The 26,306-nt window shown below is 61.9% G+C and carries 22 protein-coding genes, 2 pseudogenes and 1 riboswitch; of the genes and pseudogenes, 6 read left to right on the top strand and 18 right to left on the bottom strand.

Translation table 11 applies throughout. The features are described from left to right. Positions 1-10 precede the first annotated feature (10 nt). Positions 11-2,062 (top strand): FAD-dependent oxidoreductase, encoded by a 2,052-nt coding sequence (locus tag M8997_RS11795; RefSeq protein WP_250019994.1) that lies wholly within the window; start codon positions 11-13, stop codon positions 2,060-2,062. Between the two features lie 132 nt (positions 2,063-2,194). Here M8997_RS11795 and M8997_RS11790 read toward each other — a convergent pair whose 3' ends face one another. The 6 genes from M8997_RS11790 to M8997_RS11765 all read right to left on the bottom strand — a co-directional run bounded on the left by M8997_RS11790 (position 2,195) and on the right by M8997_RS11765 (position 8,879). Continuing rightward, positions 2,195-2,998, bottom strand: coding sequence for an SUMF1/EgtB/PvdO family nonheme iron enzyme (locus tag M8997_RS11790; protein ID WP_250020033.1), 804 nt, complete (start codon positions 2,996-2,998; stop codon positions 2,195-2,197). A gap of 153 nt (positions 2,999-3,151) precedes the next feature. Beyond that, positions 3,152-4,708 carry a sulfatase gene (locus tag M8997_RS11785; RefSeq protein ID WP_250020032.1) on the bottom strand — a complete coding sequence of 519 codons (1,557 nt, stop codon included), beginning with the start codon at positions 4,706-4,708 and terminating at the stop codon, positions 3,152-3,154. Between the two features lie 98 nt (positions 4,709-4,806). Next, a complete protein-coding gene (locus tag M8997_RS11780) occupies positions 4,807-5,781 on the bottom strand; it encodes an aliphatic sulfonate ABC transporter substrate-binding protein (RefSeq protein WP_371929579.1) in 975 nt (324 codons plus the stop codon). Between the two features lie 41 nt (positions 5,782-5,822). Continuing rightward, positions 5,823-6,593 (bottom strand): ABC transporter ATP-binding protein, encoded by a 771-nt coding sequence (locus M8997_RS11775; RefSeq protein WP_250019992.1) that lies wholly within the window; start codon positions 6,591-6,593, stop codon positions 5,823-5,825. After that, positions 6,590-7,324, bottom strand: a complete 735-nt coding sequence (locus M8997_RS11770; protein ID WP_250020030.1) for an ABC transporter permease — start codon at positions 7,322-7,324, stop codon at positions 6,590-6,592. The genes M8997_RS11775 and M8997_RS11770 overlap by 4 nt, the downstream gene beginning before the upstream one ends. 118 nt (positions 7,325-7,442) lie before the next feature. Beyond that, complete coding sequence (locus tag M8997_RS11765; protein ID WP_250019991.1) at positions 7,443-8,879, bottom strand: sulfatase; 1,437 nt, start codon at positions 8,877-8,879, stop codon at positions 7,443-7,445. 149 nt (positions 8,880-9,028) lie between these two features. On the opposite strand from M8997_RS11765, the gene M8997_RS11760 reads away from it, so the two are divergent. After that, positions 9,029-10,078: a LacI family DNA-binding transcriptional regulator gene (locus tag M8997_RS11760; protein ID WP_250019990.1), complete on the top strand. Its 1,050-nt coding sequence runs from the start codon at positions 9,029-9,031 to the stop codon at positions 10,076-10,078. A gap of 21 nt (positions 10,079-10,099) precedes the next feature. On the opposite strand, the gene M8997_RS11755 is transcribed toward M8997_RS11760, so the two are convergent. Continuing rightward, positions 10,100-10,237 (bottom strand): hypothetical protein, encoded by a 138-nt coding sequence (locus tag M8997_RS11755; protein ID WP_250019989.1) that lies wholly within the window; start codon positions 10,235-10,237, stop codon positions 10,100-10,102. 4 nt (positions 10,238-10,241) lie between these two features. Here M8997_RS11755 and M8997_RS11750 point away from each other — a divergent pair. Then, a pseudogene (locus M8997_RS11750) lies at positions 10,242-10,880 on the top strand (PQQ-binding-like beta-propeller repeat protein); the annotation flags it as partial. 140 nt (positions 10,881-11,020) lie between these two features. Here M8997_RS11750 and M8997_RS11745 read toward each other — a convergent pair. Together M8997_RS11745 and M8997_RS11740 are read right to left on the bottom strand one after the other, a co-directional pair. After that, positions 11,021-11,395 (bottom strand): hypothetical protein, encoded by a 375-nt coding sequence (locus tag M8997_RS11745; protein WP_250019987.1) that lies wholly within the window; start codon positions 11,393-11,395, stop codon positions 11,021-11,023. Positions 11,396-12,155: 760 nt separating this feature from the next. Further along, positions 12,156-12,302: a hypothetical protein gene (locus M8997_RS11740; protein ID WP_250019986.1), complete on the bottom strand. Its 147-nt coding sequence runs from the start codon at positions 12,300-12,302 to the stop codon at positions 12,156-12,158. Positions 12,303-12,531: 229 nt separating this feature from the next. On the opposite strand from M8997_RS11740, the gene M8997_RS11735 reads away from it, so the two are divergent. After that, a complete protein-coding gene (locus M8997_RS11735) occupies positions 12,532-13,161 on the top strand; it encodes an FMN-binding negative transcriptional regulator (RefSeq protein ID WP_250019985.1) in 630 nt (209 codons plus the stop codon). 50 nt (positions 13,162-13,211) lie between these two features. Here the strand turns inward: M8997_RS11735 and M8997_RS11730 are convergent, their stop codons facing one another. The 7 genes from M8997_RS11730 to M8997_RS11700 form a co-directional block, all read right to left on the bottom strand. After that, a complete protein-coding gene (locus tag M8997_RS11730; RefSeq protein WP_250019984.1) occupies positions 13,212-14,135 on the bottom strand; it encodes a Gfo/Idh/MocA family protein in 924 nt (307 codons plus the stop codon). Between the two features lie 248 nt (positions 14,136-14,383). After that, on the bottom strand, positions 14,384-17,179 hold the full coding sequence (gene gcvP, locus M8997_RS11725; protein WP_250019983.1) for an aminomethyl-transferring glycine dehydrogenase: 2,796 nt from the start codon (positions 17,177-17,179) through the stop codon (positions 14,384-14,386). A gap of 256 nt (positions 17,180-17,435) precedes the next feature. Then, positions 17,436-17,804, bottom strand: coding sequence for a glycine cleavage system protein GcvH (gcvH, locus tag M8997_RS11720; protein ID WP_250019982.1), 369 nt, complete (start codon positions 17,802-17,804; stop codon positions 17,436-17,438). A 6-nt stretch (positions 17,805-17,810) separates the two neighbouring features. After that, a complete protein-coding gene (gene gcvT / locus M8997_RS11715) occupies positions 17,811-18,953 on the bottom strand; it encodes a glycine cleavage system aminomethyltransferase GcvT (protein WP_250019981.1) in 1,143 nt (380 codons plus the stop codon). Between the two features lie 153 nt (positions 18,954-19,106). Continuing rightward, a riboswitch (glycine riboswitch) is annotated at positions 19,107-19,206 on the bottom strand. A 1,054-nt stretch (positions 19,207-20,260) separates the two neighbouring features. After that, on the bottom strand, positions 20,261-21,583 hold the full coding sequence (locus M8997_RS11710) for a type II toxin-antitoxin system HipA family toxin (RefSeq protein ID WP_250019980.1): 1,323 nt from the start codon (positions 21,581-21,583) through the stop codon (positions 20,261-20,263). Continuing rightward, positions 21,583-21,837: a helix-turn-helix domain-containing protein gene (locus tag M8997_RS11705; protein WP_250019979.1), complete on the bottom strand. Its 255-nt coding sequence runs from the start codon at positions 21,835-21,837 to the stop codon at positions 21,583-21,585. Before M8997_RS11705 ends, M8997_RS11710 begins: the two co-directional genes overlap by 1 nt. A 127-nt stretch (positions 21,838-21,964) precedes the next feature. Beyond that, complete coding sequence (locus tag M8997_RS11700; protein WP_250019978.1) at positions 21,965-23,029, bottom strand: adenylate/guanylate cyclase domain-containing protein; 1,065 nt, start codon at positions 23,027-23,029, stop codon at positions 21,965-21,967. A 183-nt stretch (positions 23,030-23,212) separates the two neighbouring features. On the opposite strand from M8997_RS11700, the gene M8997_RS11695 reads away from it, so the two are divergent. Then, the gene (locus tag M8997_RS11695) at positions 23,213-23,671 is read left to right on the top strand and encodes an Rrf2 family transcriptional regulator (protein ID WP_250019977.1); all 459 of its coding nucleotides are present in this window, start codon (positions 23,213-23,215) and stop codon (positions 23,669-23,671) included. Continuing rightward, complete coding sequence (locus M8997_RS11690; protein WP_250019976.1) at positions 23,661-24,566, top strand: NAD(P)/FAD-dependent oxidoreductase; 906 nt, start codon at positions 23,661-23,663, stop codon at positions 24,564-24,566. Before M8997_RS11695 ends, M8997_RS11690 begins: the two co-directional genes overlap by 11 nt. Here the strand turns inward: M8997_RS11690 and M8997_RS11685 are convergent, their stop codons facing one another. Then, a complete protein-coding gene (locus M8997_RS11685; RefSeq protein WP_250019975.1) occupies positions 24,567-25,391 on the bottom strand; it encodes a metal ABC transporter permease in 825 nt (274 codons plus the stop codon). 68 nt (positions 25,392-25,459) lie between these two features. Then, a pseudogene (locus tag M8997_RS11680) lies at positions 25,460-26,305 on the bottom strand (metal ABC transporter permease); the annotation flags it as partial. Position 26,306: the final 1 nt, after the last annotated feature.

Genomic DNA, 26,306 nt, shown 5'->3' with positions numbered 1-26,306 from the left:
CGGCGCGGATATGGAGAAGGAAAATCCAGCCGCCGCGCCAGCAGGGAAGGCCGATCCTTTGCTGCGGCCGCTGCAACTGGGGCCGCTCACGCTGCGCAACCGGGTCATGAGCACCAGCCACGAGACCGCCCTCGACGAGGGCGGACATCCGCTGGACGCCTATCAGCGCTATCACGAGGAGAAGGCGAAAGGCGGACTTGCGCTGACGATGTTCGGCGGCTCTGCGCGCATCTCCGCCGATACCAGCTGGGGCGGCACGCAGCTCGACATATCGAGCGATGCGATCGTCCCAGTTTTCCATGCTTTCTCCGAACGCGTCCATCGCCACGGTGCGGCGCTGATGTGCCAGATATCCCATGTCGGCCGGCGGGCCAACGCAACTGTCGGTGCCTGGCTTCCAGCGCTCGGCCCCTCCCATTCGCGCGAGGATTATAACCGCAACTTCGCCCATGAGATGGACCGCCATGATATAGCGCGCATCGTGCGCGACTTCGGCCAGGCGGCGCGCCGAGCGCGTGAAGGCGGGCTCGATGGCATCGAGACGATGACCGGCGGTCATCTGATCGGGCAGTTCCTGTCGCCAATGGTCAATCACCGCACGGACGAGTTTGGCGGCTCGCTGGAAAAGCGCATGCGGTTCCTGCGCATGGTGCATGAGGAGATCCGCCGGGAGGTCGGCAGCGATTATCCGGTCGGCATCCGCTATACGATCGATGAGGACCACAGGGACGGCTTGAGTTTCGCCGAGGCAGTTGCGGTCGCCAATCGGCTGGAGCGCGAGGGGCTGGTCGATTTCTTCAACTGCATCTTCGGCCGGTTCGACACGCGCCTCAACCTTCTGCTCTACAACATTCCCGACATGACGGCTGTCTCCGCACCGTGGCTACATCAGGTGGGGGCCTTCAAGGCGCAGACGGGTCTGCCGGTATTCCATGCCGCCAAGATCGCCGATGTCGCAACGGCGCGTTACGCGATCGATGCGGGGTTGGTCGATATGGTCGGCATGACGCGGGCGCATATGACTGATCCACAGATCGTCAACAAGCTCCGCTCGGGCCGTGAGCAAGAGATCCGGCCCTGCGTGGGCGCTTCGCACTGTCTCTACCGCCCGGTCCACTGCATCCACAATCCGGCAACAGGCCGCGAGACCTGGTTGCCGCAGGTGATCGAGCGCTCGCCGCAGGCGGGCCGCCAGGCGGTCGTCGTCGGCGGCGGGCCGGCGGGGCTGGAGGCGGCGCGGGTGCTGGCCGAGCGGGGACATCATGTCGTGCTGCTGGAGGCGACCGATCGGCTTGGCGGGCAGCTGGTGCTGGCCGCGAAAACACGGCTTCGCCGCGACCTGATCGGCATTGTCGACTGGCGCGTCGCCGAACTGGAACGGCTCGGCGTGGAAATCCGGCTTAACGTCTATGCGGAGGCGGCCGAGATTCTCGCCGAAGAACCCGATCTCGTCGTTGTCGCCACCGGCGGCGTTCCGGATTTCGGTCCTGTTGCGGGCCACGAGCTCTGCCTCAGTGTCTTCGATGCGCTCGGCAATCCGACGCAGATTGTCGATGACGTGCTGATCTACGACGCCACAGGCCGCCATTCCGCGCCTTCGGTCGCTGCCGAAATGGCTGCCGCGGGAAAGCGCGTGACATTTGCTGCCCGCGATCCGTCGGTTGCGCCGGAAATGGAACATCATTCGAGCATCACGTACCGCAGGGCGCTCGCCGAACGGGATGTTCGGGTGCTGCTGGAATACGAACTGGTTTCGGTAAGCATGCGGGATGGGCGACGCGAGGTGGTGTTACGCCACCTGCTGACAGGGCGGGAAATCCGCGAGACCCATGCGCATGTCATCGTCGAGCACGGCACCGTGCCAGTAAACGACGTCTTCGACGAACTGCGCCCGCTCTCGCTAAATGATGGCGCCACGGACATCGAAAGCCTGCTGGGCGCGGCGCCTTTGCGTGCTCCGCCAGCCGCCGGCTTCGAATTGCATAGAATCGGCGATGCCGTCAGCAGCCGGTCGGTCCATGCCGCCATGCTGGATGCCCTGCGGCTCGCGGTACTGTTCTGAGGATGCTTTGATGTTAAACGGGAGTTCATAGCCCTCGCAGCATAATTACGTCCGGAGTTAAGGCGCGCTCGGTGCTGAGCGAATTTTTGCAACAGGGCCAGACTGATCTCGTTCATCTGGTGGTGCGGGCGGTTAGCTACCCCCGTACCGAGGCAAATCGTAGCAAATTCGAAAGCCAATATTGCTGGCGGACGAATTGGCACTGGCTGCGGTGCGGGCGGCGATGCGATAACGGTAGCAATAGCTCTTATGGCAGAGGAAGGAGCCGCCTTTCATGACCCTTTCGTCATCACGGCCGGCCTGATCGTTGCGCTGTCGCGCCGCCTTGCTCAAAGAGCGTATGCGAAACGCGTCCGCAGTCCATTCCCAAACATTGCCGGCCATGTTGAAAAGTCCTTTGCCGTTCGGCGCAAAGGCATCGACAGGAGCAGTCCCGGCAAATCCGTCTTCGACCGTATTGTGATCGGGGAAGCGTCCCTGCCAGATGTTGCAGAAGACCTCTCCGTCGTTCGGTTCTTCGTCACCCCATGGAAAGCGTGGATCTGCGAGGCCACCGCGAGCGGCATGTTCCCATTCGGCTTCCGTCGGCAACCGGCCACCAGACCAGGTGGCAAATGCTGTCGCATCCCACCACGAAACCTGTACGACCGGGTGGTCGGCGCGATCGTATATGGAACTTCCCGGCCCTTCCGGCGAATGCCAGCAAGCCCCGTCTACGCGATGCCACCAGGGGATATGGGGACTGACGGGGAAGCGAGATGCGCTGATCGGCAAAAGCCCCTCAAAGACAGGCGCCCAGCCAAACTTTTCCGCCTCCGTTGTATAGCCGGTTGCAGCGACGAACGCAGCGAAACGTGAATTTGTCACGGCAACGGTCTCGAGTTCGAAGGGAGCAAGTTTTACTGCTTTCCGCGGACCTTCGCCGTCGGCATGGATGAGTGGCAGATCAGTTCCGACATGGCTGCGGCTGGCATGAAAGCGCGCCCGCGCGACGGCGGAGGCCGTACCGACCGAAACGGGTGCGGATTGCGGTCTGCCAACGTCCAGCTGCCCGCGTCTTGCCCCAAAATCAGAACAGCAACTCACTGATCAGGCCGCCACGATGGAACGTCTCGCCAGCGCCTCTGCGGTGACATGCTCGGGAATGTCGCCGATCGCCGCCATCCGCCCATCGAGCTTGGCCAGCATATCCTGGAACACACTGAAATAGGCGGGGTCATTGGCGCGATTGTGGAGTTCAAACGGATCCTTCTCACAATCGAACAATTCCCATTCCGGCGGCTCTCCTCCCGGATAGGCTCCCGGTTGGTTCAGCGGATCATTATACCAGTATATCAACTTATAGCGTGCGTCGCGCACGCCATAATGGGCGAAAGCATTGTGAAATTCGTCCTTGTGCATCCAGTAGCGATGGTAGGCCAAACCAATGTCATCGTTTTCCCTGGTCTGCTCCAGGATCGGACGCATGCTTTCCCCCTGCATATAACTGGGGAAGGGCAGACCGGCATAATCGAGAAAGGTCGGCGCAAAATCCACGTTGGTAACGATATGGCCGGATCGCGTTCCGGCCCTGATACCATTCGGGTAGCGGATCAGGAACGGCATCTGCAGCGACTCTTCGTACATGAACCGCTTGTCGAACCAGCCGTGCTCGCCAAGGAAGAAGCCTTGATCAGATGTATAGATGACAATCGTGTTGTCGCTAATGCCTTCCTCATCGAGAAAATCGAGCATGCGACCCACGTTTTCGTCAACCGCGGCGATGGTTTGCAAATAGCGCATCATGTAGCGTTGATACTTGAAGAGGGCTAGTTGTTGTGGATCCGTGAAGATATGGTTCTCGCCTGTCAGCGCATCGACCAGCTGCAGCTTCTCTCCGGGTTCGATTTCCGGCACTTTTCGTTGCGTCCAGCCAGGCACCAGAAGCTCGCCGACTTCATCGCCGCCCTCAGGTTGTACAAGCCCCAGATCCTTGTAGGTCATGTCCGAACGGATGCGCATCTTCGCCGCTGCTGCGGCGGCGGCCCGATTGGAGAAATCGTCGCAGAACGTCTCCGGCACAGGCAGCGTTCCATCAGCGTAAAGATGCCGGTGGCGCGGATGAGGCTCGAAACTGCGATGTGGCGCTTTGTGATGACACATCAGGAAAAACGGCCGGGTGGGGTCGCGACGCCTAAGAAAGTCGAGACATTTATCAGTGATGACGTCGGTGGCGTAACCCTTTTCGGTCCTGGAACCGGCGTCGTCGATCATCACCGGATCGAAGTACTCTCCCTGTCCCGGTACGACTGACCATTCGTCGAACCCGGTCGGTGAATGAGCCTTGCCTTCACCCAAATGCCATTTTCCAAAGATGGCTGTCTGGTAGCCATCGGCGCGCAGGTGCTTGGCGACATTGGGCAGACGGTTGTCGATATGGGTATCAAGCGTCGTCACCATGTTCACATGATTGTAAGTACCTGTCAGGATCGCCGCACGGCTCGGCGTGCAGATCGAATTGGTGACGTAGCAGCGATCCAACCGCATCCCCTCGTTCGCGATGCGATCCAGGTTCGGCGTGCTGTTCAAACCGGAGCCATACGCCGATATCGCCCGAGCGGCATGGTCGTCGGACATGATGAACAGGATGTTGGGCTGCTTCGTCATCGTTATCTCGATCAGATAGGGGCCATAACAGCAAGCCGATAAACCCGGATAATCCTGTTGGCGAACGAGTTGGCCGGTGTTGCCACCGGCCTGCACCATCAGGCACTCGTGAAGAGGTCGGCGGTGTAGAACTGCTCCGAAGGGAGCGGTTCTTTCACCGTACCAAATTCCTGGAACATCTTGTTGAAGTCCGTCAGCCACTTGTTGACGGTCCCGTCCTTGGTGAAGGCATCAAGTTCCTTGGAAGTCAGCATCTTGCGGCTGCGCGCAACCTTCTCGGTTGCCTCTGCCGGCGCATTCAGGAATGCCGTAGTGATCTGGATCGAACGATCAAGATTCGCCGCCCGGTAATCCATCGCCTTCTTCATCACGCGCAGGAATTTCTTCACGATGTCGGGGTTTTGCTGAACGATTTCATTACGGGCCACGAAGGTGTTGATGAACGACGTCTGCGGATAGAAATCCTGGTTTGAGGCGAGCTCCTTCATATCCGGCACGCGCGGCTTGATCGTGTCGATCAGCGGATACCATATGCCGGCGGCGTCAATCTGTTTCGAGGTGAAGGCGGCGACCACTGTCGACGGATCCATCGGCACCACCTGAATATCGCCCACCGTCATGCCGGCCTTCGTCAGCGCCATGCGCAGGATCATATCGCCGGACGTGCCCTGCGGCACCCCGACCTTCTTGCCCTTCAGGTCCTTCATTGAATTGATGCCGCCTTGCGCGATGACGCGGTCCGAAAAGCCGATATCGTTCACGCCGATGACTTTGGCCTTGCCGCTGGCTGGAAGCCAGAGCGCGCCGGGACCAATCGTGCCGAAGTTGAGGCTGCCGGCGCCCATGGCCTGGATCTGGATTGGCCCGTTGGTGAAGACTTTGACCGACGGCGCAATGCCTTCCGCTTCCCAAAGCTTCAGGTCCTGGGCAATGGCCAGGACGCTGGCATTCGGAAAGTCGGCGATATAGCCGATGGTCATGTCGGCCGACTGTGCGAGAGCCCTGCCGCCAATGGAGAAAACTCCCGCGGCAGTCAACGCTGCAGTTGTCTTCAACAGATTTCGTCTCGTCAGCATGTTTGTTCCTCCTTTAACAGCCGATCGCAGGGCAAACGTCAGGTGGCAGCCGGGTGATAGACCGAGCGCCAGACCTCGTTGCGCAAAGCAGAAAATTCCGGTGAAAGGCGCATCTCCTCCGTACGGGGATATGGCAGGTCGACCTGAACAATCTTATGGAGCCGACCGGGACGGGCCGCCATGACGACGACGCGGCTGGCGAGGTAAACCGCCTCGTCCACATCGTGGGTGATGAACATCACCGTACGCCGTTCCTTGCTCCAGGTAGCCAGCAACTGATCCTGAAGCTGCACGCGCGTCAAGGCATCCAATGCTCCGAATGGCTCGTCCATGAGCAAAATCTTCGGGTTGACCGCGTATGCGCGGGCGATGGCGCAGCGCTGCTTCATGCCGCCGGACAGGGTCTTTGGCAGGGAGTCCGCGAAGTCGCTGAGGCCGACAAGGGCGATGAAGTGGTCAGCGATCCTGCGCCGCTCCGCCTTGGGATGTTTAGAGATCTGCAGGCCGAATTCGACATTCTGGCGCACTGTCAGCCAGGGGAACAGCGCATATTGTTGGAAGATGACGCCGCGCTCCGGTCCCGGTCCCTTGACCGGCACATTGTCGACAAGGACCTGTCCAGAGGACGGATCGGTCAGGCCTGCGGCGATATTCATCGCGGTCGACTTGCCGCAACCGGAGGGACCGACGACGGTGATGAATTCGCCGTCCTCAATATCGAGGTTGAGCGCCTGCAGGGCGTTGAAAGAGGTCTGCCCGGCGATGTTGAACGTCTTGGTGACGTTCTGGAACGAGATCTTGGTGCTCATAGCTTTTCCTGCCAGGCGGTCAGCACCGCATCGATGGCCTGGACGATCCGGTCCATGATCAGGCCCAGGATACCGATCGCGATGAGGCTGACGAAGATTGTCGGAAGGTCATAGTAAAGCTGCGCCTGCTGCATGCGAAAACCAAGGCCGGACTGCGCGGCAATCAGTTCTGCGGCTACAACGGTCGCCCAGGAGGAGCCGAGACCGATGCGGACGCCGACCATGATGTATGGTAGAGATGCCGGCACGATGACCCGCCGAAAGATGGTAAAGTCGTTGGCGCCAAGCACGCGAGCGGCATTGACCAGCGTTTTGTCGACGTTGACGACGCCTTGGTAGGTCGCCACGACACTCGACAGGAAGGATGCCAGGAAGATGACAAAGATCTTCGGCGTCTCGTCAATGCCCATGGTGACGATTGCGAGTGGAATTATGGCAAGCGGCGGAATGGTCCGGAAGAACTGCACGTAGGGCTCGATGATGCCGCGGGCAAGCCGGTACCAGCCCATCAGGAAGCCGACGGGTATCGCCACCATGATTCCGAGCGCAAAGCCAGTGAAGACGCGGCCAAGGCTGGAAATCGCATCAGACAGGAGAAGGCCGCTCTGTGCCTGGATGACAGCCTGCTTCGCGACGGCCAGCGGTGTCGGGAGGCCCACCACCCCTTGTGCGGTGACAAACGCCCAGAGCAGGATGCCGATGACGATGGCGGATGCGTTGACAGCCAGCATGCCGAACGAATGAGACAGCAGCGATTGCCGCACGGTTTCGGGCTTTTCTTCGGTCGTTACAATGGACAAGCTCATGCCTCCCCTGCGAATGCGCGCCGGCGTCCAACGTTCGGCCGGCTCATCGCGCACCTGCCATCACGTCGCGCGTCTTGAAGTTTGACTCGATCAGCCAGTCGCGCATGACATCGAGAAGTTCCCGTTTCTGCCCGGCGTAATCAGGATCACTCCAAAGGTTCTTCACCTCCTTTGGATCGTTCTCGAGATCGAAAAGCTGCCCGTCGGCGGAACCCTTGAAGTGCACGAGCTTCCAGCGGTCGCTGCGCACGCCGGTCATGAACTCGACACTTCCGGCCATTGCCACGTCGCCCATCTGCTCGCAGAACACATGGGCGCGCGGTGTCCAGTCCTTGCCCTCAAGCGCCGGCTTCAGGCTCTGCGCCTCGAAAGACGGCGGCGGCGTGATGCCGGCATATTCGAGGATCGTCGGACCGAGATCGAAGAGCTGACACAGTCCTTCGATCGAACGTCCGCCTGGGAAGCGGTTCGCCGTAGACCATATGACAGTCGGAACCCGGGTGACGATGTCATACATCGACCATTTCTGGATCAGGCCGTGTTCGCCGAGACATTCGCCATGGTCCGAGGTGAAGATGACGATTGCGTCTTCCAGATAACCGCGGGCCTTGAGCGCCTCCAGGAGCTCGCCGACTTTCTCGTCGATCAGCGTGACGTTGCCGAGATAGTGTGCCCAGAGCCGTTGCAGCTGGTCAGCGCTCGGATCAAGGTTCCAGACGACGGAGTCGTGATCGACCTCGACATCGTGTTGGCGCTTGTCCTTCAGCTCCTGGTGCAGCGAATCCAGTTCTTCCTTTGACGGGTTGGGCAGCGGCAGGTCGTTGCGCTTGAGATAGGGCTCGGTATAGCGCGCTGGCGGATCGAATGGCGGATGGGGTCCGGGGAAGCCGACCTGCAGGAACAGTGGCTCGGTGGCCGGATAGGTCTCTACCCACCACTTCGCCATGTTGCCGACGAAGGCATCGGAATGCAGTTCCTCGGGCAATTCCCAGTCGAAACAACCCAGCCGCTCGCGATAGTCGTCGAGCTTGCGGTAATGTTCGCGCTGCTGCTTGACAAGGCCATTGGCGGCAAGCGCCTTGTCCCACTCGTCAAAATACCAGCGGCCCTCCATGTAGCGATCCTTGTTTTCCACGACGTAACGCTCGTGGAAACCCGAGTCTGAATTGTAGGGGATGGTATGCATCTTGCCGACGTTGACGCAGCGATAGCCCGCATCGCGCAGCTGCTCGACCCAGGTTCGCTGCCATCCCTGGCCGTTTGCCAGAACACCCGTCGTATGGGGGTAATAGCCGGTAAAGAGGCTCGCACGCGACGGAACGCAGCTCGGCGCCGTAATATGACAATTAGTCAATGCCACGCCTTTTTCGATCAAGGCATCGATATTCGGCGTGACGGCATAAGGGAATCCGAGCGCCGCGATCGAGTCGTAGCGTTGCTGGTCCGTCATGATCAGAATGATGTTCGGCCTTTCGACCATCCTATTGCTCCGCATGCCGATTGTTCGGCTCCATCTATTTTGTCAGGTGAGTAGAACCCGTCTCTACTTGCCTCTTCTCCAAAACGATGGCACAAAGTGAACGTTAACGCAACGATCACTCAAACAGGTTCGGTGCTTTTGGAATAAAGATGCGCAGCTCATTCAAAGACAGGAAGAACATACCTACACTCGCGTCAATCGCAGAACGGGTCGGTGTTTCCGTCAACACGGTTTCGCGCGCCTTGAGGGCCCCCAACACAGTCCGGACCGAGCTTCGCAGCCGCATCAATGCTGCGATGGACGAGTTGAACTACGTGCCGAACCGTCTCGCGGGCGGACTTTCCGGGACACGCTCGGACATTGTCGGCGTGGTAGTGACGTCGCTGTACTACTCTGAATTCGCAAGCATCATCGACACATTGCAATCGTGCCTTCTTGAACACGATCTTCAAGTCATGCTGGCGAACACTCGCTACGATGCCGATCAGGAACTGCGGCTTGTCCGATCCATTCTCAGCTGGCGCCCTGCCGCGGTGGCGATCATCGGCGTGGATCATCCGCCGAAAGTCGCCGAGTTGCTCATGGCGTCGGGAATCCCGATCATCGAGATGTGGGATACAAGCGGCCCTGTTATCGATACGGCCGTTGGTTTCGATCATGCACAGGTCGGTGCGGCTCAAGCCGAGCACCTGATCGCGGAAGGCTATCGGCGGCTAGCCTTTCTTGGCAGCGTCCGAGAAAACGACCTGCGCGCCCAGAAGCGCCTGAAAGGTGTCAAGGCAGCCGCAGCCGCAGCCGGCCTTCCAGAACTTGTCACGCATACGGCGCAACAGGGCGGCAGCCCTGTTCTCGGCGAACGCTTGGCGATCGAACTCATGGAGCAGCACCCGGACATCGATGGTATCGTGTGCAATAGCGACGTTGTTGGCTTCGGGGTCCTCCGCGCACTCAAGACGCTTGGCAAGCAGGTGCCGAATGATGTTGGCTTGATCGCTTTTGGCGATAACGAGGCTGCCCGGTATCTGACCCCTTCACTGACGACAATTCGTCCAGACCGCGAGCAGATCGGCAAAGCGACGGCCGCGGCGATTATTGCCCGGATCAATGGCTCGGAACCCGGCACCACCCGCGTCAACTGGAGCCTGGAAAAGCGCGAAAGTACGCGCCGTCAGAACGATTTTTTCACAGGTCGTGAGTAGTGAAGCCGCTGGTGCGAGGCGCTATTCACCGGCTTCCGATCCGGCCAGCTTCGTCTCCAGCCGGCCGAGCAGGGCCATCGCAGCTTTCAGTTCGGCATCGCCGAAGTCGCTCATCAATTCGGCGCGCAGCACCGCCAGGATGCGCTCGATCTCGGTCACGCGCACCACGCGCTCGCTGCAATTTCCCGGCTATTATGGCGGCATGAATTGGGGCAGCGCCTCGATCGACGAAGCCAATGGCTACCTGATCGTCAACGACATCCGCATGCCGCAATTCGTGGAATTGCTGCCGCGTGCCGTCGCCGACAATTATGGGCCTTCGGCAGCGCATGACGGCCTGGGAACACAGCTCGGCACGCCCTACGGCGCGCTCAAGAACGGCTTCATGTCGCCACTCGATGTCCCCTGCCATCAGCCGCCCTATGGCACGATCAGCGCCATTGACCTGAAATCGCGCCAGCTCGTCTGGCAGGTGCCGGCGGGCACGCTGCAGGACACCGGCCCGCTCGGCATGAAGACCGGTCTGCAAATTCCGATCGGCATGCCGTCGCTTGGCGGACCGGTCACCACGGCGGGTGGCCTCATCTTCTATGCCGGCACGCAGGACTACTATCTGCGCGCCATCGATGTGGCCACCGGCGAGGAACTCTGGAAGGGTCGCCTGCCGGTCGGCGCGCAAGCGACGCCGATGACCTATGTTTCTCCCGAAAGCGGCCGCCAGTTCGTCGTCATCTCGGCGGGCGGCGCGCGCCAGTCGCCGGATCGCGGCGATTACATCATCGCCTACGCCTTGCCGAAATAGGACGACGCATACGACACCTGATGCGCCGCTGATTCTGCTCGATGCGATTTGTTGAGGGCGATTGTTGCCGGTTGATGGCGTGAAGCAGACGGGCAACCCATCCCGTCTACGCCATCAGAGCCAACAATAGTGATGTCGAACTAACCGTCGTCGGGATTATCGACCTCACAGCCCATGCCATGGCAGCCGGTGTAATTGCCTTGCGTGTCGAAGTTCGGATTGCCGTCCCTGTCAAACTGCGGCCGCGTGTCGATTTGACTCTGTTCACGGCGCCGCCGTTCTTTCTTGCGCTCATGTTTACGCTCGCGCCGCTCTTCCAGCACGTCCATATAGCGCCGCCTTTCGTCGTCGTGACGCAAGCCCTGTTGCATCATGCAGTTGGCAAAGGCGTCCGTACCTGGCCGGAACCCATAGGACGAGCAATTATTCTGATCTTCTTCCTCTGCGGTAATGCAACCGGCAACCGCCAGCGGAACAAGTGCAAGCAATAAATATCTGAGTTTCAGGGTCGTCATGGGATACTCCGATTGGGGAAAAGTTCTGACAGGATCACGGTTTTAGTCTTGATGGCTGCGCCTATGGCCGAAGGCCTTGTCATCGGCGTCAGGTACAAAGGCCGGACCTGGGATGCGGACCAGGCGAGATAGGGCAGGGCGCAGCGTTCGATCCAGAAGCCTGTTCAGAAACGCGCACCAATCAACTGACCACCCGCAACACCTCCCACGGCTCAGGCGAGGAGGGCATTCCGGTTTACGCCGAGATCAGAACCGCGTGCGATTCTGCCGACCAAAGACCCAGCCAACAATTGCGCAAGCATTGGAATAATGTGCCTCCTCACTAATAAGTCGCGCACTGCGTTGGGAAGTATGATTAACCGGAGATACTCATGAAACGGATAAGAACATAAGTGCGCTTTGCGATACACATAAAATAACATAGTCATTATGCTTGCAAGCCCCCGTTTCTCCATAATCAATATTTTTGTCTTAACGTTCGCACCAATATTGGCAGCTATAGTTGAATAGTGCCTCACCATCGATGATATGATTTAGCTCTTGAATATGGTTGGATTGCGCAACCAACAGCATTCTTGGCGTTCCGTAGAGATGTAATATTATCAATCCACATCTGTCGCTAGCAATAATAAATCTACCCGCCACTATCTGCTTAACTATCTGATCTATCGTTATTTAATAATATTATTGTTATCAATATGTAATGCCTAACATGTGTAAGCACAAAGTTAGAATGCCCTGTTACTGCAAAGTAGAAATGTCATCCTGACAGGCGCAGATGCGCGTCGCCGGGCAGGGCGGAGACCTTCTCGGCCAGCTTCTCGGCCGCCAGGCCTACCTTCGCTTGCAGCATCTGCGAAACAATCCGGCGTTCGTCAATCGTCAACTGCGTAAAATTGCGGGGCATTCCATCCTCCTGAAAACAAAGAGGGTTTTGTACATGTCGCATTTGAAAATAGAATGTGCCCCCGTCGGGCATCAAAGTCGCATAAGGTTCGTTATGGAACTTACTCTTGGCGCGGGGTCCGGCCGTTCCGGCTTCGGCCTGGAATGTTACCGGGACAAGTCTCGCATTGCCACATGCCGTGCTCGGCCCGTAAAATCCGGCTTTCGACCTCAACGGGACTGGAACGACCTTGTATACGCCGCCATCCTTCGCCGAACTCGACCGTGACGCCATCCATGCGATGATCGACGAGTTCAAACTCGCCCAGTTCATCACGGCAACGGAAGCTGGTCCGCTGTGCACGCCGCTTCCCATGTTTCTCGACCTTTCCGAAGGCGAGTCCGGCGTGCTTTACGGACATCTGGCGCGGCCCAATCCGCAATGGCAGACGCCGTGCCTCGGCGATGCGCTGGCGGTGTTTTCCGGGCCGGACGCCTATATCACGCCCTCCTGGTACGCATCGAAGGCCGAGCATGGCAAGGTGGTTCCAACCTGGAATTATTCATCGGTGCAGGTTTCGGGACCGGCCGAATTCTTCGACGAGCCGGACCGGCTTCATGCCATCGTCACCCGGCTGACCGAACTGCATGAAGGCCGCCGCGAGCGGCCATGGCGCGTTGACGACGCGCCGGCCAAATTCGTGCAGGCCCAGCTTCGCGGCATTGTCGGCGTCAAGATGACGATCAGGACGCTCAAGGGCAAGCGCAAGCTCAGCCAGAACCGCAGCGAAGCCGACAGGGCCGGTGTCGTCCGCGGCCTGGCCGAGAGCAGCGATGCCATCGACCGGATCGTCGCCGGGCAAATGAACGCGTCCGGCTGACAGCAACTCCCTCCCGGCAGCCTTGTGGCGCCGTGCCTCAGCCAGGCCGGTCAGTCGTGGAAGGGCTCCACCAGCTTGCGCTTGCCGAGCAGGAAAGCATCGGCGACATGGCGCAGCGGCGCGATATCGACGTCGGATCTGCCGGCTGCGATGAGCGCGGCGAAGCGGCTGTAGAGCGAAAAATACTCCTGTTCCGGCTCGACGGAACGCAGCTCGCCGCCGACCGACAATTTCGATCCGCCCTCGGAAAGAACCATCTGCCCGGCATCGGTTTCGGCCAGTATGTCCCAGGTCTGCCGGCCGGTCTGGCGCCAGTCGAACACGGCGCGGATCGGCCGTCCCTCGGCGTCCTCAAGCTGCAGTTCGGCGGCGATCGGCGCATCGCGATTCTCCGGAAACTCCAGCGTCGAAGCGGTGATGAAGGCCGGGCGCGGCAGGATATGGGTCATGATCGACAGCGCGTTGATGCCCGGATCGAAGACGCCGAGCCCGCCCGCCTGCCAGATCCATTCCTGGTTCGGATGCCAGTGGCGCACATCCTCCTTCCAGATGATCTCGACGCTCCGGACCGTCGTGGAAGCAAGGAACGACCGCGCCGATTCCACCGCCGGCGCATAGCGCGAATGCCAGCTGGCAAAGAGCGAAACGCCCTTGTCGCGGGCCATTGCATCGAGGTCGGCGACCTCCGACAGCGTGGCGCCGGGCGGCTTTTCGAGGAAGACATGCTTGCGCGCCGACAGCGCCTTGCGCGCCGCCTCGTAGCGGTATTGCGGCGGCATGCACAGCGACACCGCCGCGACATCGGCCGCCTCCAGCATCTCGTCTATGGTCTTGTAGGCGTCGACGCCTTCGACCGTGCCATGCCGGCTGGCGGTGGCGACGAGGCGGAAATCCGAGCCTCGCGCGATCGACGGCAAATGCTGGTCGCGGACGATCTTGCCGACGCCGACAATGGCGAGATTGATTGGTGGCATGTGTGAAAACTCGCTGTTCTGGAAAGCTGCTGGACAGGATGGCGCGACGCTAGCATGGCGGCTTCACCGGCCGCAAGATTTCAATTGCGGTCGCGAAATCCGTGCCGGAATCGACCATCCATGTGCCAGTTCGGGCCAGATGCCCACCGGATAGGTGCCGAAAAGGTGCCGGAAACGCCGTTTTTTCCGGCGTTTCCCTGCCAGTTAATTGAACGAGCGTTCAATTAACCCCGATATCCGACCCTTGCTCAACTATAGGCTGCCATCGGCGGGCATGAGCACACCAGGTTGCGGTCGCCGGCGACATTGTCGACGCGCGAAACCGGCGGCCAGTATTTGGCTCCGTCCTCGGCGATGCCGGCCGGCATGCTGGCGACCGCGCGGCTATAGGGATGCGACCAGTCGTCGGCCAGCACGTCCTCCGCCGGATGCGGCGCGTTGACCAGCGGATTGTCCTCGCGCGGCCATTCCCCCTTCGCCACTTTTTCCGCCTCGGCGGCGATGGCGATCATGGCGTCGCAGAAGCGGTCGATCTCGCGCTTCGATTCCGATTCCGTCGGCTCGACCATCAGCGTCCCGGCGATCGGCCAGGACATGGTCGGCGCGTGGAAGCCGTAATCGATGAGCCGCTTGGCGATGTCCTCGACCGACACCCCTGCCCTCTCCTTGAGCACGCGCGTGTCGAGGATACATTCATGGGCGACGCGGCCATTGCGACCCTTGAACAGCACCGGATAGACCTCCTGAAGCCGCTGGGCGATGTAGTTGGCGTTGAGGATCGCCATCTCCGTCGCGCGCTTCAGGCCGGCGCCGCCCATCATGCGGATATACATCCAGGTGATCGGCAGGATCGACGCGCTGCCATAGGGCGCCGCCGAAACGGCAAAGCCCGAACCCGACGCCACATGCCCGGGCAGGAACGGCGCGAGGTGCGACTTGACGCCGATGGGCCCGACGCCCGGACCGCCGCCGCCATGGGGAATGCAGAAGGTCTTGTGCAGGTTCATATGGCAGACGTCGGCGCCGATATCGCCCGGCCGCGCCAGCCCGACAAGCGCATTCAAATTGGCGCCGTCGAAATAGACCTGTCCGCCATGGTCGTGGACGATGGCGCAGATATCCTTGACGCCCTCCTCGAAGACGCCATGGGTCGACGGATAGGTGATCATCAGCGCCGCCAGATTGGCGCCGTGCTGCGCCGCCTTGGCCTTCAGGTCGTCGAGGTCGATATCGCCCTCTTCCTCGCAGGCGACGACCACCACCCGCATGCCGGCCATATGCGCGCTGGCGGGATTGGTGCCATGGGCCGATTCGGGAATGAGGCAGACGTCGCGATGCGCATCGCCGCGGTCGAGATGATAGCGGCGGATGGCCAGCAGGCCGGCATATTCGCCCTGGCTGCCGGCATTGGGCTGCAGCGAGACGGCATCGAAGCCGGTGATCTCCGCCAGCCAGTTCTCGAGATCGTCGGTCATCGCCCTGTAGCCGAGCGCATGCTCCGCCGGGGCAAAAGGATGGACGTTGGCGACGCTCTGCCAGCTGACCGGCAGCATCTCGGCCGCGGCGTTCAGCTTCATCGTGCACGAACCGAGCGGGATCATCGCCCGGTCCAGCGCCAGATCCTTGTCGGCAAGGCGGCGCAGGAAGCGCATCATCTCGGTTTCCGACCGCTGCTGGTGGAACACCGCCTGGGTCATGAAACCTTCGGCCGGCCGCGAGGAAGGCAGCTGCGAGCCGGGATCGTTGGAGAGGCGCGCGCCGAACAGCGCCGCCAGCGCCTCGATATCCGCGTCGGTCGTCGTCTCGTCGAGCGTGATGCCCAGCCGGTCGGCATCGATGCGGCGCAGCAGGCGCTCGCCCTTCTCGGCCTCGGCGGCGATGGCGTCGGCGCGGCCCGGAACGCTGACCGTCAGCGTGTCGAAGAACTGGCGGCCGGCAAGCTTCAGCCCCGCGGCTTCAAGCCCGGAGGCGAGGCGCGCCGCCTGCGCATGGATGCGGGTAGCGATGGCGCGCAGGCCCTGCGGCCCGTGCCAGATGGCATAGGATACCGCCATATTGGCCAGCAGCGCCTGCGCGGTGCAGATATTGGAGGTCGCCTTGTCGCGCCTGATATGCTGTTCGCGCGTTTGCAGCGCCAGCCGGTAGCCGGGCCTTCCCTTGCTGTCGACCGACTGGCCGACCAGCCGCCCGGGAATGAGCCGGGTGAGGTTTTCGGCAACGGCGAGATAGGCGGCATGCGGGCCGCCATAGCCGATCGGCACGCCGAAGCGCTGCATCGAGCCGGCGGCGATATCGGCGCCGAGCGAGGCCGGCGTCGCCGTGATGGTCAGCGCCAGCGGGTCCGCAACCGCGATGACGAGCGCGCCGGCAGCCTTCGCCGCCTCGATCGTCGCGCCATGTTCGCCATAGACGCCGAAACTGTCCGGCCATGGCACGATGACGGCGGCCGTCTCCGCGCCGATGGCTTGCTCGTCGACGGTCAGCCCCAGCGGCTCGGCGCGGGTACGCACCACGTCGAGGATCTGCGGATGCACCGCGCCGGCAAGCGCGATATGGCTGCGCTTCTCGCGGTGATGGCGATAGGCGATGCCCACGGCCTCGGCGACGGCTGTCGCCTCGTCGAGCAGCGAGGCGGAGGCGACGGGAAGCCCGGTCAGTTCGGTCACCAATGTCTGGAAGTGGAACAGCAGCTCCAGCCGGCCCTGGCTGATTTCCGACTGGTACGGCGTATAGGCCGTGTACCAGGCCGGGTTCTCGAACAGATTGCGCTGGATCACCGCCGGCACATGCGTGCCGTGATAGCCCTGGCCGATGAAGCTCTTGAACGTCCTGTTGCGGCCCATCTTTGCCGCCAGCTCGCCGAGCGCCGCGGCCTCGTCGACGGCCTCCGGCAGCGCCAGCTTCTGTTCGAGGCGGATGGATTTCGGCACGGCCTGCGCGATCAGCGTGTCCAGCGAAGGAATGCCGAGCGCGGCCAGCATCGCCCGCGAACCTTGCAGGCTGGGGCCGATATGACGTTCCGTGAAGGGAAATATGGTTGTCATGTTTGAAGTCATGTTTGAACCTTTGTGACGGCACCCGATCCCGAAACCGGACGGTGCCAGAATAACAAGCCGGATCGTGCTTGCGCGGTGCGATCTAGTGACCCGAATCTGAAGTTCACTCCATTATTGCAGCAGCGTCAGATGAACTTCAGATTCGATAAGGTCACTAGCAACTTTATGTTTCTAGTGTGGTTTTCGGAATTGAAATACGCTCCGGCCCTGTCGCCATAGTCAGGCGTATTTCAATTCGACCACACTAGCCGATGATTGCCTTGTAGCCTGCCTCGTCGAGGAGATTGGCCAGCTGGCTCTCGTCCGCGAGCTTCATCTTCCACAGCCAGCCATCCGAGCTTGCAGCGGAATTCACCAGCGCCGGGTCGCTCGCGGTGGCCTCGTTGACTTCCGTCACCTCGCCATCGATCGGCGCATAGACGTCGGAAGCGGCCTTGACCGATTCGACGACGACCGCCGCATCGCCCTTGGCCAGCTTCTGGCCGACATCCGGCAACTGGACGAAAACCAGATCGCCGAGCTGGTCCTGCGCATGGTCGGTGATGCCGACCGTGGCAACGCCGCCCTCGACGCGGATCCATTCATGATCTTCGGTAAAATAGGTAGTCGCCATCTGACTTTATCCTTTGTGGTAGCGATGTGGTGTAAATGGAAGCGGGTGGATGTGAACCGGGATGCGATTGCCCCGCAGTTCGGCAAAGATCGGCAGGTTGCCGTCGATCGCGGCGCGCGCCACATAGCCCATGGCGACCGGATGCCCGGCCGAGGGGCCGAAGCCACCGGAAGTGACGAGGCCGATTTCATTGCCGTCGGCATCGATGAGAACCGTCTCGCCGCGCACGGGCTGGCGCCCGTCCGGCTTGAGGCCGACCCGCTTGCGAACCGTGCCGGCGGCGAGCTTCGCCCGTAGCGCCTCGGCGCCGATGAAGCCGCCCTTCTCGCGGACCGGCTTGCCGATGGCCCAGGTGAGCGCCGCCTCGACGGGATCATGGTCCGGCGTGATGTCATGCCCGTGCAGGCAGAGCCCGGCTTCGAGCCGCAGGCTGTCGCGCGCCGCAAGCCCGATCCAGGCCAGCCGCTCGTCGGCGAGGAGCGCAGCCACCAGCTCGCGCGCCTCCCCGGCGGGAAGGCCGATCTCGAATCCATCCTCGCCCGTATAGCCGGACCGGCTCATGAACCAGCCGGGCTTCGGCTCGAAACCATTCATGAAGGCAAGCTCGGTGCCGGAAAGCCCGGCCATGCGCAGGATATCGGCGGCCTGCGGCCCCTGTATGGCCAGGAAGACGCGCGGCAGCGCCTCGACGCGGCAATCGAACCCGGATGCGATATGGCGCAGATGCGCCTCGTCGGCGGCGGCATTGCCGGCATTGGCAACGACCATGTAGCGGTCGCCGCCGCTATCTCCCCCGGCCGTACCATCCGCACCGGCGGTACCGAGGCGCGTCACGATGAGATCGTCGAGAATGCCGGCCTGCTCGTTGAGGAAGAAGGTATATTTGGACTGGCCCTGTTGCAGCGCCGCGGCATCCAGCGGGCAGGCATGCGAAAGCAGGGCTGCGGCCTCGCGGCCCGACAGCTCGAACAGCTGCATGTGCGAAATATCGAACAGGCCGGCCTTTTCGCGCGTGTGCAGATGTTCCTTCATCACCCCGAGCGGATAGGTGATCGGCATGTTCCAGCCGGCAAACCCGCCAAAGCGCGCACCGGCGGCTTTGTGCAGATCGTCCAAAGGCAGGGATTTCAGATTTTCGTCGGTGCCCATTTAAACTCCAGAGTCGTGCAAAGACCTCCGCCGAAATTGGCGGTCGGTTCCTTGCCCCTCTGTCGGAAGCCTGAGAGACTCGCGCAGCACGAATGAACGCGACTGCACTTACACCTTCGGCGCGAGGTTGCCCCCGACTTTCCAGAGTTGTCTTACCTGCGCGCGGTTCCTGGTACCTGAGAGATTTCGGGCGATTTCCCCTTCGGCGGTCCTGACGCCTTGCGGCGACGGGACGCTCTCCCGCGAGCTGACAGGGGTCTCGACCTTTGATCGATAACCCTCGACAGGCGGAACCATAGCCGAGCAAAGCCGCGCTGTCATCGCCCCCCCGGTCGAATTTGACGCTTAATGAACAAAATTTGTCGATAGCGGAATATGAGTTGGGCCGGCGTGCCTCGTGGCGGGGCTTACCGGGTGGATTGCAGGAATGTCGTTGCACGGAGCACGCATTCATGAATACCATCGAGCACCGTTGGACTTCCGGTCGCAAAGCTCCTATTTGTCTCGACAGGCAGGCTGACTTTCGAGGTCGCTGTCATGTCAACGCAGGATGACATCTTGCGTCTCGTACACCACGGTAATGGACATCCAGTTTTCGAGGCTCAGCCAAGGCTGGGCCTCATTCATTTGGGCTCACGATTGCCTTTGATGCCGGGTGGTGGTCCTGCAAGATTTCAACACCGCCAACATCTCAGAATCACCACCCTGCAATCAATCCCCTACCCTCATCCTGAGCTTGTCGAAGGGCGCAACAACGTTGGTGCAATCCCTTTGAAGCGCTGCATCAAACCAGTGCGTGCTTCGTGCTTCGACAAGCTCAGCATGAGGGGTGTGGGCTCAGCATGAGGGAAGTTGGTGGGAGGCAGAGATTGAATGCAGAAAATCGTCACCACGCCCGCAAAATCGCGTCTGGTCATTGAAAGGGGGGAGACGGGCGGTCTTCAGCGCGTCTATAGTATCAGGGTCGAGGTCCGAAGACCGCCCATGGCGTCTTTGCCCTGCCGTTGTTGCGTTTGTCAGGCGCAACAACCCGGAAACCGGAGCGCCACCTCCGTTTCCTTCTGCAGTTTGCCGGCCAATCGGGGTTGTCACTTCCGATATCCCGGCAACGCCATCCTTCCCCAGCAATCGAACAGCACCGGAAGCTGCTCCCCTGGGAAGGACCGAATCACAATAACCCGGTTTCAAAGTGGTGGGATAAGTTTCCATTTATCCCACCGGACCATGCGCGGGTGGGATCGCCGTTGCGGGGTCTTTCCACAGGTTCAGGATGAGGGAGGTTGAATGGCGGGGAATGCAGGCCTGTGCTACTCGCTGCCCTCGAGATAGCGCGCGATGAGCCCTGTCCGGCCCGTCATGGCAGCGGTGATCGAGTCGACCAGCTGCGGCGGGAATCCCTGCGGCAGCTCATCGACAATGGTCGAGATCGTCTTGCCGGCGGTTGCGGCGAGTTCTTCGAAAATCGCCTGCAGCGCGGCCTTCCCCATGCCCGCCGCGTCGGCGGTCTGCTGGAAATGGCGCGGGACGATCTCATCGACGGCATAGTGATTGTTGCTGCCGACCGACATGGCGAGCTTGAATTTCCGGCGCGGGATCTGCCCGCTGTCGAGGCTCGGCTGGGTCGTCAGCACATCGTAGAGCGGCGTCATGCGGAAGCGGCCGCCGGGTGCGAGGAAGATGCTGAAATTCTTGGCATGTCCGTCCGTCGCGCCGATCAGCCAGAACAGGATGCAGGCGCGCATGAAGGCGGCAATATCCTCGTCCGGCCGGTCGCTGGCCTTGAGCATCTGGATGATGTCGCGCATGCCCGGACCGCCTTCGGACTGGTATTTTCGCGTCGGCGAAATGGAGAGCGCCTGGCAGATGTCCTCCTGCGGCAGGCGCAACAAGCGGTTGTCCCTCGTCCAGCGACGATCGAAACGCTCGACGACCAGGGTGCGGCGCGCGCCGAAATCGGCGATCTCGGCATTGGCGGCCGGGAGCCCGAACGCCTTGAGCAGCTTGAGGCAGAAATATTCGTTCTCGACGCTGTCCGAAAGGTCGAGCCCGTTTGCGATCTGGCCGATCTGCGGCTTGAGTATATGCGTGGTCGCCGCCGTGCCGGAGGGCTTGAACCAGCGGCCATCCTTGAACAGCAGCGCCGTCTTCTCCTGCACGCCGGCAAGCGAGATCCGGAAATCCCGGTCGTCACCCATGCCGAGCGGCGCGCTGGCGAGATTGGCAAGGAGCGCGGCGATTTCATCATCGCTCACCGCCCTGCCCTCGGCGCTGCCCGCCGGACCGGGCTCGCTGCCATCCGGCAGGAATTGCAGCGCGCCGACGCAATCATGGCCGAGCGCGGCCAGCAGGCTGTAGGCGTCGATGCCCTCCGCGCCGACCCGCTCGGCCACGCGCCTGCGAATGGATTCATTGTCCGGCAGCAGATTGTCGAAGACATTGGCGACCGGCGCGCCGATATAGCGGTCTTCCCGCAGCGGCAGCGACAGCGACACCGGGAACGTGTCGCCCCAGTCCAGCCAGGCGCGCGCATAGGTGAAATCGATGGCGCCGGACGGCTCCCGGCGCAAAACGCCAACAAGGCGGCCGTTCAGAAATACGTCGAGAGGCACATGCGCCTTGCGCCGTGCCATCAGAACAGATCTTCGATGTCGGCAGCGCCGGCCTGCGTCCGTGGCCGGATCACCAGTTCGAGCTTGAGCGCGGAGAGCGTTTCCATCAGCGTGCGCAACTGCACGGCAGGCTCCCCTGCCTCAAGCCGCGAGATCGTGCCCTGGCGCAGATGGATCAGGTCGCCAAGCCCGCCCTGGGTCAGGCCGGACTGCTTGCGGACGCGGCGGATGATGGCGCCGAGCTGTTTTTCGGTGCGGGCAATGGCTTCGGTCATGTTGCCTCCGATATACGCAATAGCGTATAAATCCTGAATATACGCATTCGCGCTTAAAAATAGATTATACGCGAGTGCGTTTAAAACACAAGTATACGCAACTGCGTATACTTGATCGGAGGCAGCGCTAGCCGGCGACCGGCGCCATGGCGGCGGGTTCGGGCTCCGCCACCGGCACCGGCGAGCGGCGCAGCGCCATGACGCCGAGCGACTGGCCCTTGCCGCGCAGCGCGTGGTTGCCGAGATAATCCGTGCCTATGCCGTCCTTGAAATCGATCCGGCCGGCAAGGTCGCTGGAGATCAGCACCGGCTCGTTCAATGTGCGGCACAGGCCTTCCAGCCGCGCCGTCGTATTCACCGTGTCGCCGAAATAGGCGATCTTGTGGTGATCGACGCCGATCTCCGCGGCGATGATCGGACCGCCATGCAGCGCGGCGCGCAGGCGCGGCACCCGGCCGAATTTCTGCAGCCATTTTTCCCTGTCCGCCTCGATCGCATCGAGGATCGAGAACACGCAGCGCACGCAATTGCCGTTCTTGATGCCGTTCTTCATCGGCCAGGTGATGATCGCCGCATCGCCGATATAATCGTCGATGGCGCCGCCATGGCGGCGGACCGGGGCGGCGAAGGCGGCGAACAGGGCGCCGAGAAACTGCTGGGCGCGCAGGTCGCCATGTTCTTCGGCAAAGGAGGTGGAGCCGGCGAGATCGACGAAGAGAAACACCCGCTCCTCCTCGATCGGCTTGCGGTATTTGCCCAGCAGCAGGCTGGTGAAGACATCCCGGCCGAGCAGTTCGCGCACGCGGGCGACGAAGCTCAGCACCGCGGCGATGACGAGGGTCGAGAAGAAGGCGCTCGGCGGCAGCATCGCGATCTTCGTCCAGTGGTCATAGGTCTGGTAGCCGAGGAAATTCAGCAGCATGCGGCACAATGCCGAGCCGAAATAGATCAGCACCGAATAGAGCAGCAGCGTCGCCATGATGTAGAACGGCGTCGGCAGCACGGCCAGGCGCGAATAGAGGCGCGGGAACAGCGCGCCGCGCTCCAGCGCGATCAGCGGCACGCAGGTGAACAGCGCGAAGATTGCGCCGATCATGGTCGGCTCGTCATAGACCACCCAGCTGAAGACGACGCCGCTCATCGAAACGACGGCGAGGACGAATATCCAGAAGCCGATGGAATATCTGTTCATGCTGCGCTTCCCCGGAAATCCGACGCGCGCAGACCCGCGCGCGCTGCAACCTCAGATCGTGTCTGAAGCCTGTCTCTTCAATAGACGAGTGCCCGTGAAATGAATCCAAGTGAAATTGGGGACGAGTGCAAGTAAAAATTGCAGGGCTTGACGGCGCGCGTTTCATGTATCATACGTTGTTACATGAAACGCAACAGCAGACTATCCGCCATTCTCCACGTCATCCTGCACATGGCCGAGCGCGGCAAGGCCATGACGTCGGAGGAGCTGGCCCTGTGCATGCAGACCAATGCCGTCGTGGTGCGGCGGACGATGGCGGGGCTGCGCGAGGCCGGTTTCGTCACCTCGCAGAAGGGCCATGGCGGTGGCTGGGTCATCGCCCGCGACCTCAGGGACATCACGCTGCGCGACATGTATGACGCGGTGGGCGCGCCGGAGATGTTCGCGCTCGGCAATCGAACCGAGACGCCGCAATGCCTGGTCGAGCAGGCGGTCAACCAGGCGCTCGACGGCGCTTTCGCCGAGGCCGAGGCCCTGATCATCGAGCGGCTGGGCAGCGTGTCGCTTGCCGATCTTGCCGCCGATTTCCACCGCCGCTTCGCCGCCCACGCCCAACATGGAAACAGCCATCATGCAACATGAAGTCATCATCATCGGCGGCAGCTATGCCGGCATGGCCGCCGGGCTGCAGCTGGCCCGGGCGAAGCGCCGCGTGCTCGTCATCGACGCCGGCGAAAGGCGCAACCGCTTTGCCTCGACCTCCCATGGCTTCCTGACGCAGGACGGCGTCGATCCGGCGGAAATCGCCGAGCGCGCCCGCCGGCAATTGCTGGCCTATCCGACGGTGGAATGGCTGGAGGGCCGCGCCGGGACGGCCGATGGCGATCTCGACGATTTCACGGTCCACGCCGCGGGCAAGGCCCATCGCGGCCGCCGCCTCATCCTGGCCTTCGGCGTCAGCGACCAACTGCCCGACGTGCCGGGGCTGAAGCAGCGATGGGGCCGCAACGTGTTCCACTGCCCCTATTGCCATGGCTATGAGATCGGCGAGGCGCCGATCGGCGTCCTCGCCACCGGGGCGATCTCGATGCACCAGGCGATGATGCTGCCGGACTGGGGCAGCACGACCTTCTTCACCAATGGCACATTCGAGCCGGATGCGGACCAGCAGGCGGCGCTGGCGCGGCGCGGCGTCAATGTCGAGACGCAGCCGGTGCGCGCGCTCGGCGGTTCCGGCGACATGGTGACGGTCGAGCTTGCCGATGGCCGCAGCGTGGCGCTTGGCGGGCTGTTCACCGCTCCGTCGACGCGGGTTGCCGCGCCGCTTGCCGGGCAATTGGGCTGCGACTTCGATGACGGGCCGCTCGGCGCCTATATCCGCGTCGATGCGCTGCAGATGACGAGCCGGGCCGGGATTTTTGCCTGCGGCGATGCGGCCGCCATGGCAGGCTCCGTGGCGCTGGCGGTGGGCGATGGCACCAGGGCCGGCGTCGCCGCCCATCGTTCGCTGATGTTTCCCGAGTTCCTCGCCGCCTGATCACTCCGCCTGCACGGCGGGGCGACGCAATTGCGTTGCCGCGAGCGCGACGACGAAGATCGCCGCCATGACGAGGACGATGGTCGGCGCCGGCGCGCTGTCGAGGATGGACGAAAGCACGACGCCCGCCAGCGATGCGAAGACGGCAACCGCCAGCGCCACGCCGAGCATGGAGGCGAAGCGGCGGGTGAGCAGGAACGCGATGGCGCCCGGCGCGATCAGCATGGCGATGGCGAGGATGATGCCCACCGCCTTCAGCGCGGCGACGATCGTCAGCGAGATGAGGCACAGGAGCCCGTAATGCAGGAGCCGGACATTGAGGCCCGACACCCGCGCCTGCGCCGGATCGAAGGCATGCAGGAAGAAATCGCGCCATTTGACCAGCAGCACGGCGACGATGAAGGCGGCGATGACGCCGGTCTCGACGATGTCGCGCATGGTGATGCCGAGGAGGTCGCCGAACAGGATATGGTCGAGATGCACGTCCGGCCGGATCGCCACATAGAGCACCAGCCCGGCGCCGAACATGCCCGAAAACACCACGCCCATCACCGTATCCTGCTTGATGCGGCTGTTCTCCTTCAGATAGCCGGTCGCCAGCGCGCAGGACATGCCGGCGATGAAGGCGCCCACCGAATAGGGCAGCCCCACCACATAGGCGAGGACGACGCCGGGGAAGACCGCATGCGAGATCGCATCGCCCATCAGCGCCCAGCCCTTCAGCACCATGAAGCAGGAAAGCAGCGCCATCGGTATGGCGACCAGCACGGCGATGATGAGACCCTTGACCATGAAGGGCAGGAACAGCGCTTCCCAGATGCTCATGCCGCGCCCTCCTCTTTCAGTGCGCCCAATGCGCCCTTTTCATCCAAGGCGCGCGTCGCGCTCTCATCTTTCAAGGCGCGCGTCGCGCGCCGGTGGGCCGCGAGCAGGCCGTGCTTGGGCGCCGTGACGAACACCACGAGGAAGACCAGCGCCTGCAGCACGACGATGATGCCGCCGGTGGCGCCATCGAGGAAATAGCTCGCATAGGCGCCGAGGAAGCTCGTGCAGGTGCCGATCACGACCGCGATGGCGATGAGGCGCGGGAAGCGGTCGGCCAGGAGATAGGCGGTAGCGCCGGGCGTGACCACCATGGAGATGACGAGAAAGGCGCCCACCGTCTGCAATGCGGCGACCGTCGAGGCCGAAAGCAGCGTGAAGAAGACGAGCTTCAGCAGCGGCGGGTTGAGGCCGATCGAGCGCGCATGGCTTTCGTCGAAGAACACCACCATCAGGTCCTTCCACTTGGCGAGCAGCACGACGAGCGAGACGAAGCCGATAATGGCGATCTGCAGCGTGGCCTCCGGCGTGATCGCCAGTATATTGCCGAGAATGATCGTCTGGATGTTCACCGATGTCGGCGACAGCGACACCATGAACAGGCCGAGACCGAAGAACGACGAGAAGATCAGGCCGATGATCGCATCCTCGCGCAGCTTGGTGCGATGGTTGAGGAACAGCATCGCCGCCGCCGCCAGCCCGCCGGAGAAGAACGCGCCGATGGAGAACGGCAGGCCGAGCATATAGGCGCCGGCGACGCCCGGAACGATGGCATGCGAAAGCGCGTCGCCGATCAGCGACCAGCCCTTGAGCATCAGATAGGCGGAGAGGAAGGCGCAGACGCCGCCGACCAGCGCCGAAACCCACATGGCATTGACCATGTAGCCATAGGTGAAAGGTTCGAGAAGCGTTGCCATG

Origin of the sequence: Phyllobacterium sp. 21LDTY02-6 (assembly GCF_023554255.2) — a bacterium.
Taxonomy (GTDB): Bacteria; Pseudomonadota; Alphaproteobacteria; order Rhizobiales; family Rhizobiaceae; genus Phyllobacterium.
The sequence above is the reverse complement of the archived record's forward strand: the minus strand, read 5'-3'. Positions and strand labels throughout refer to the sequence as shown.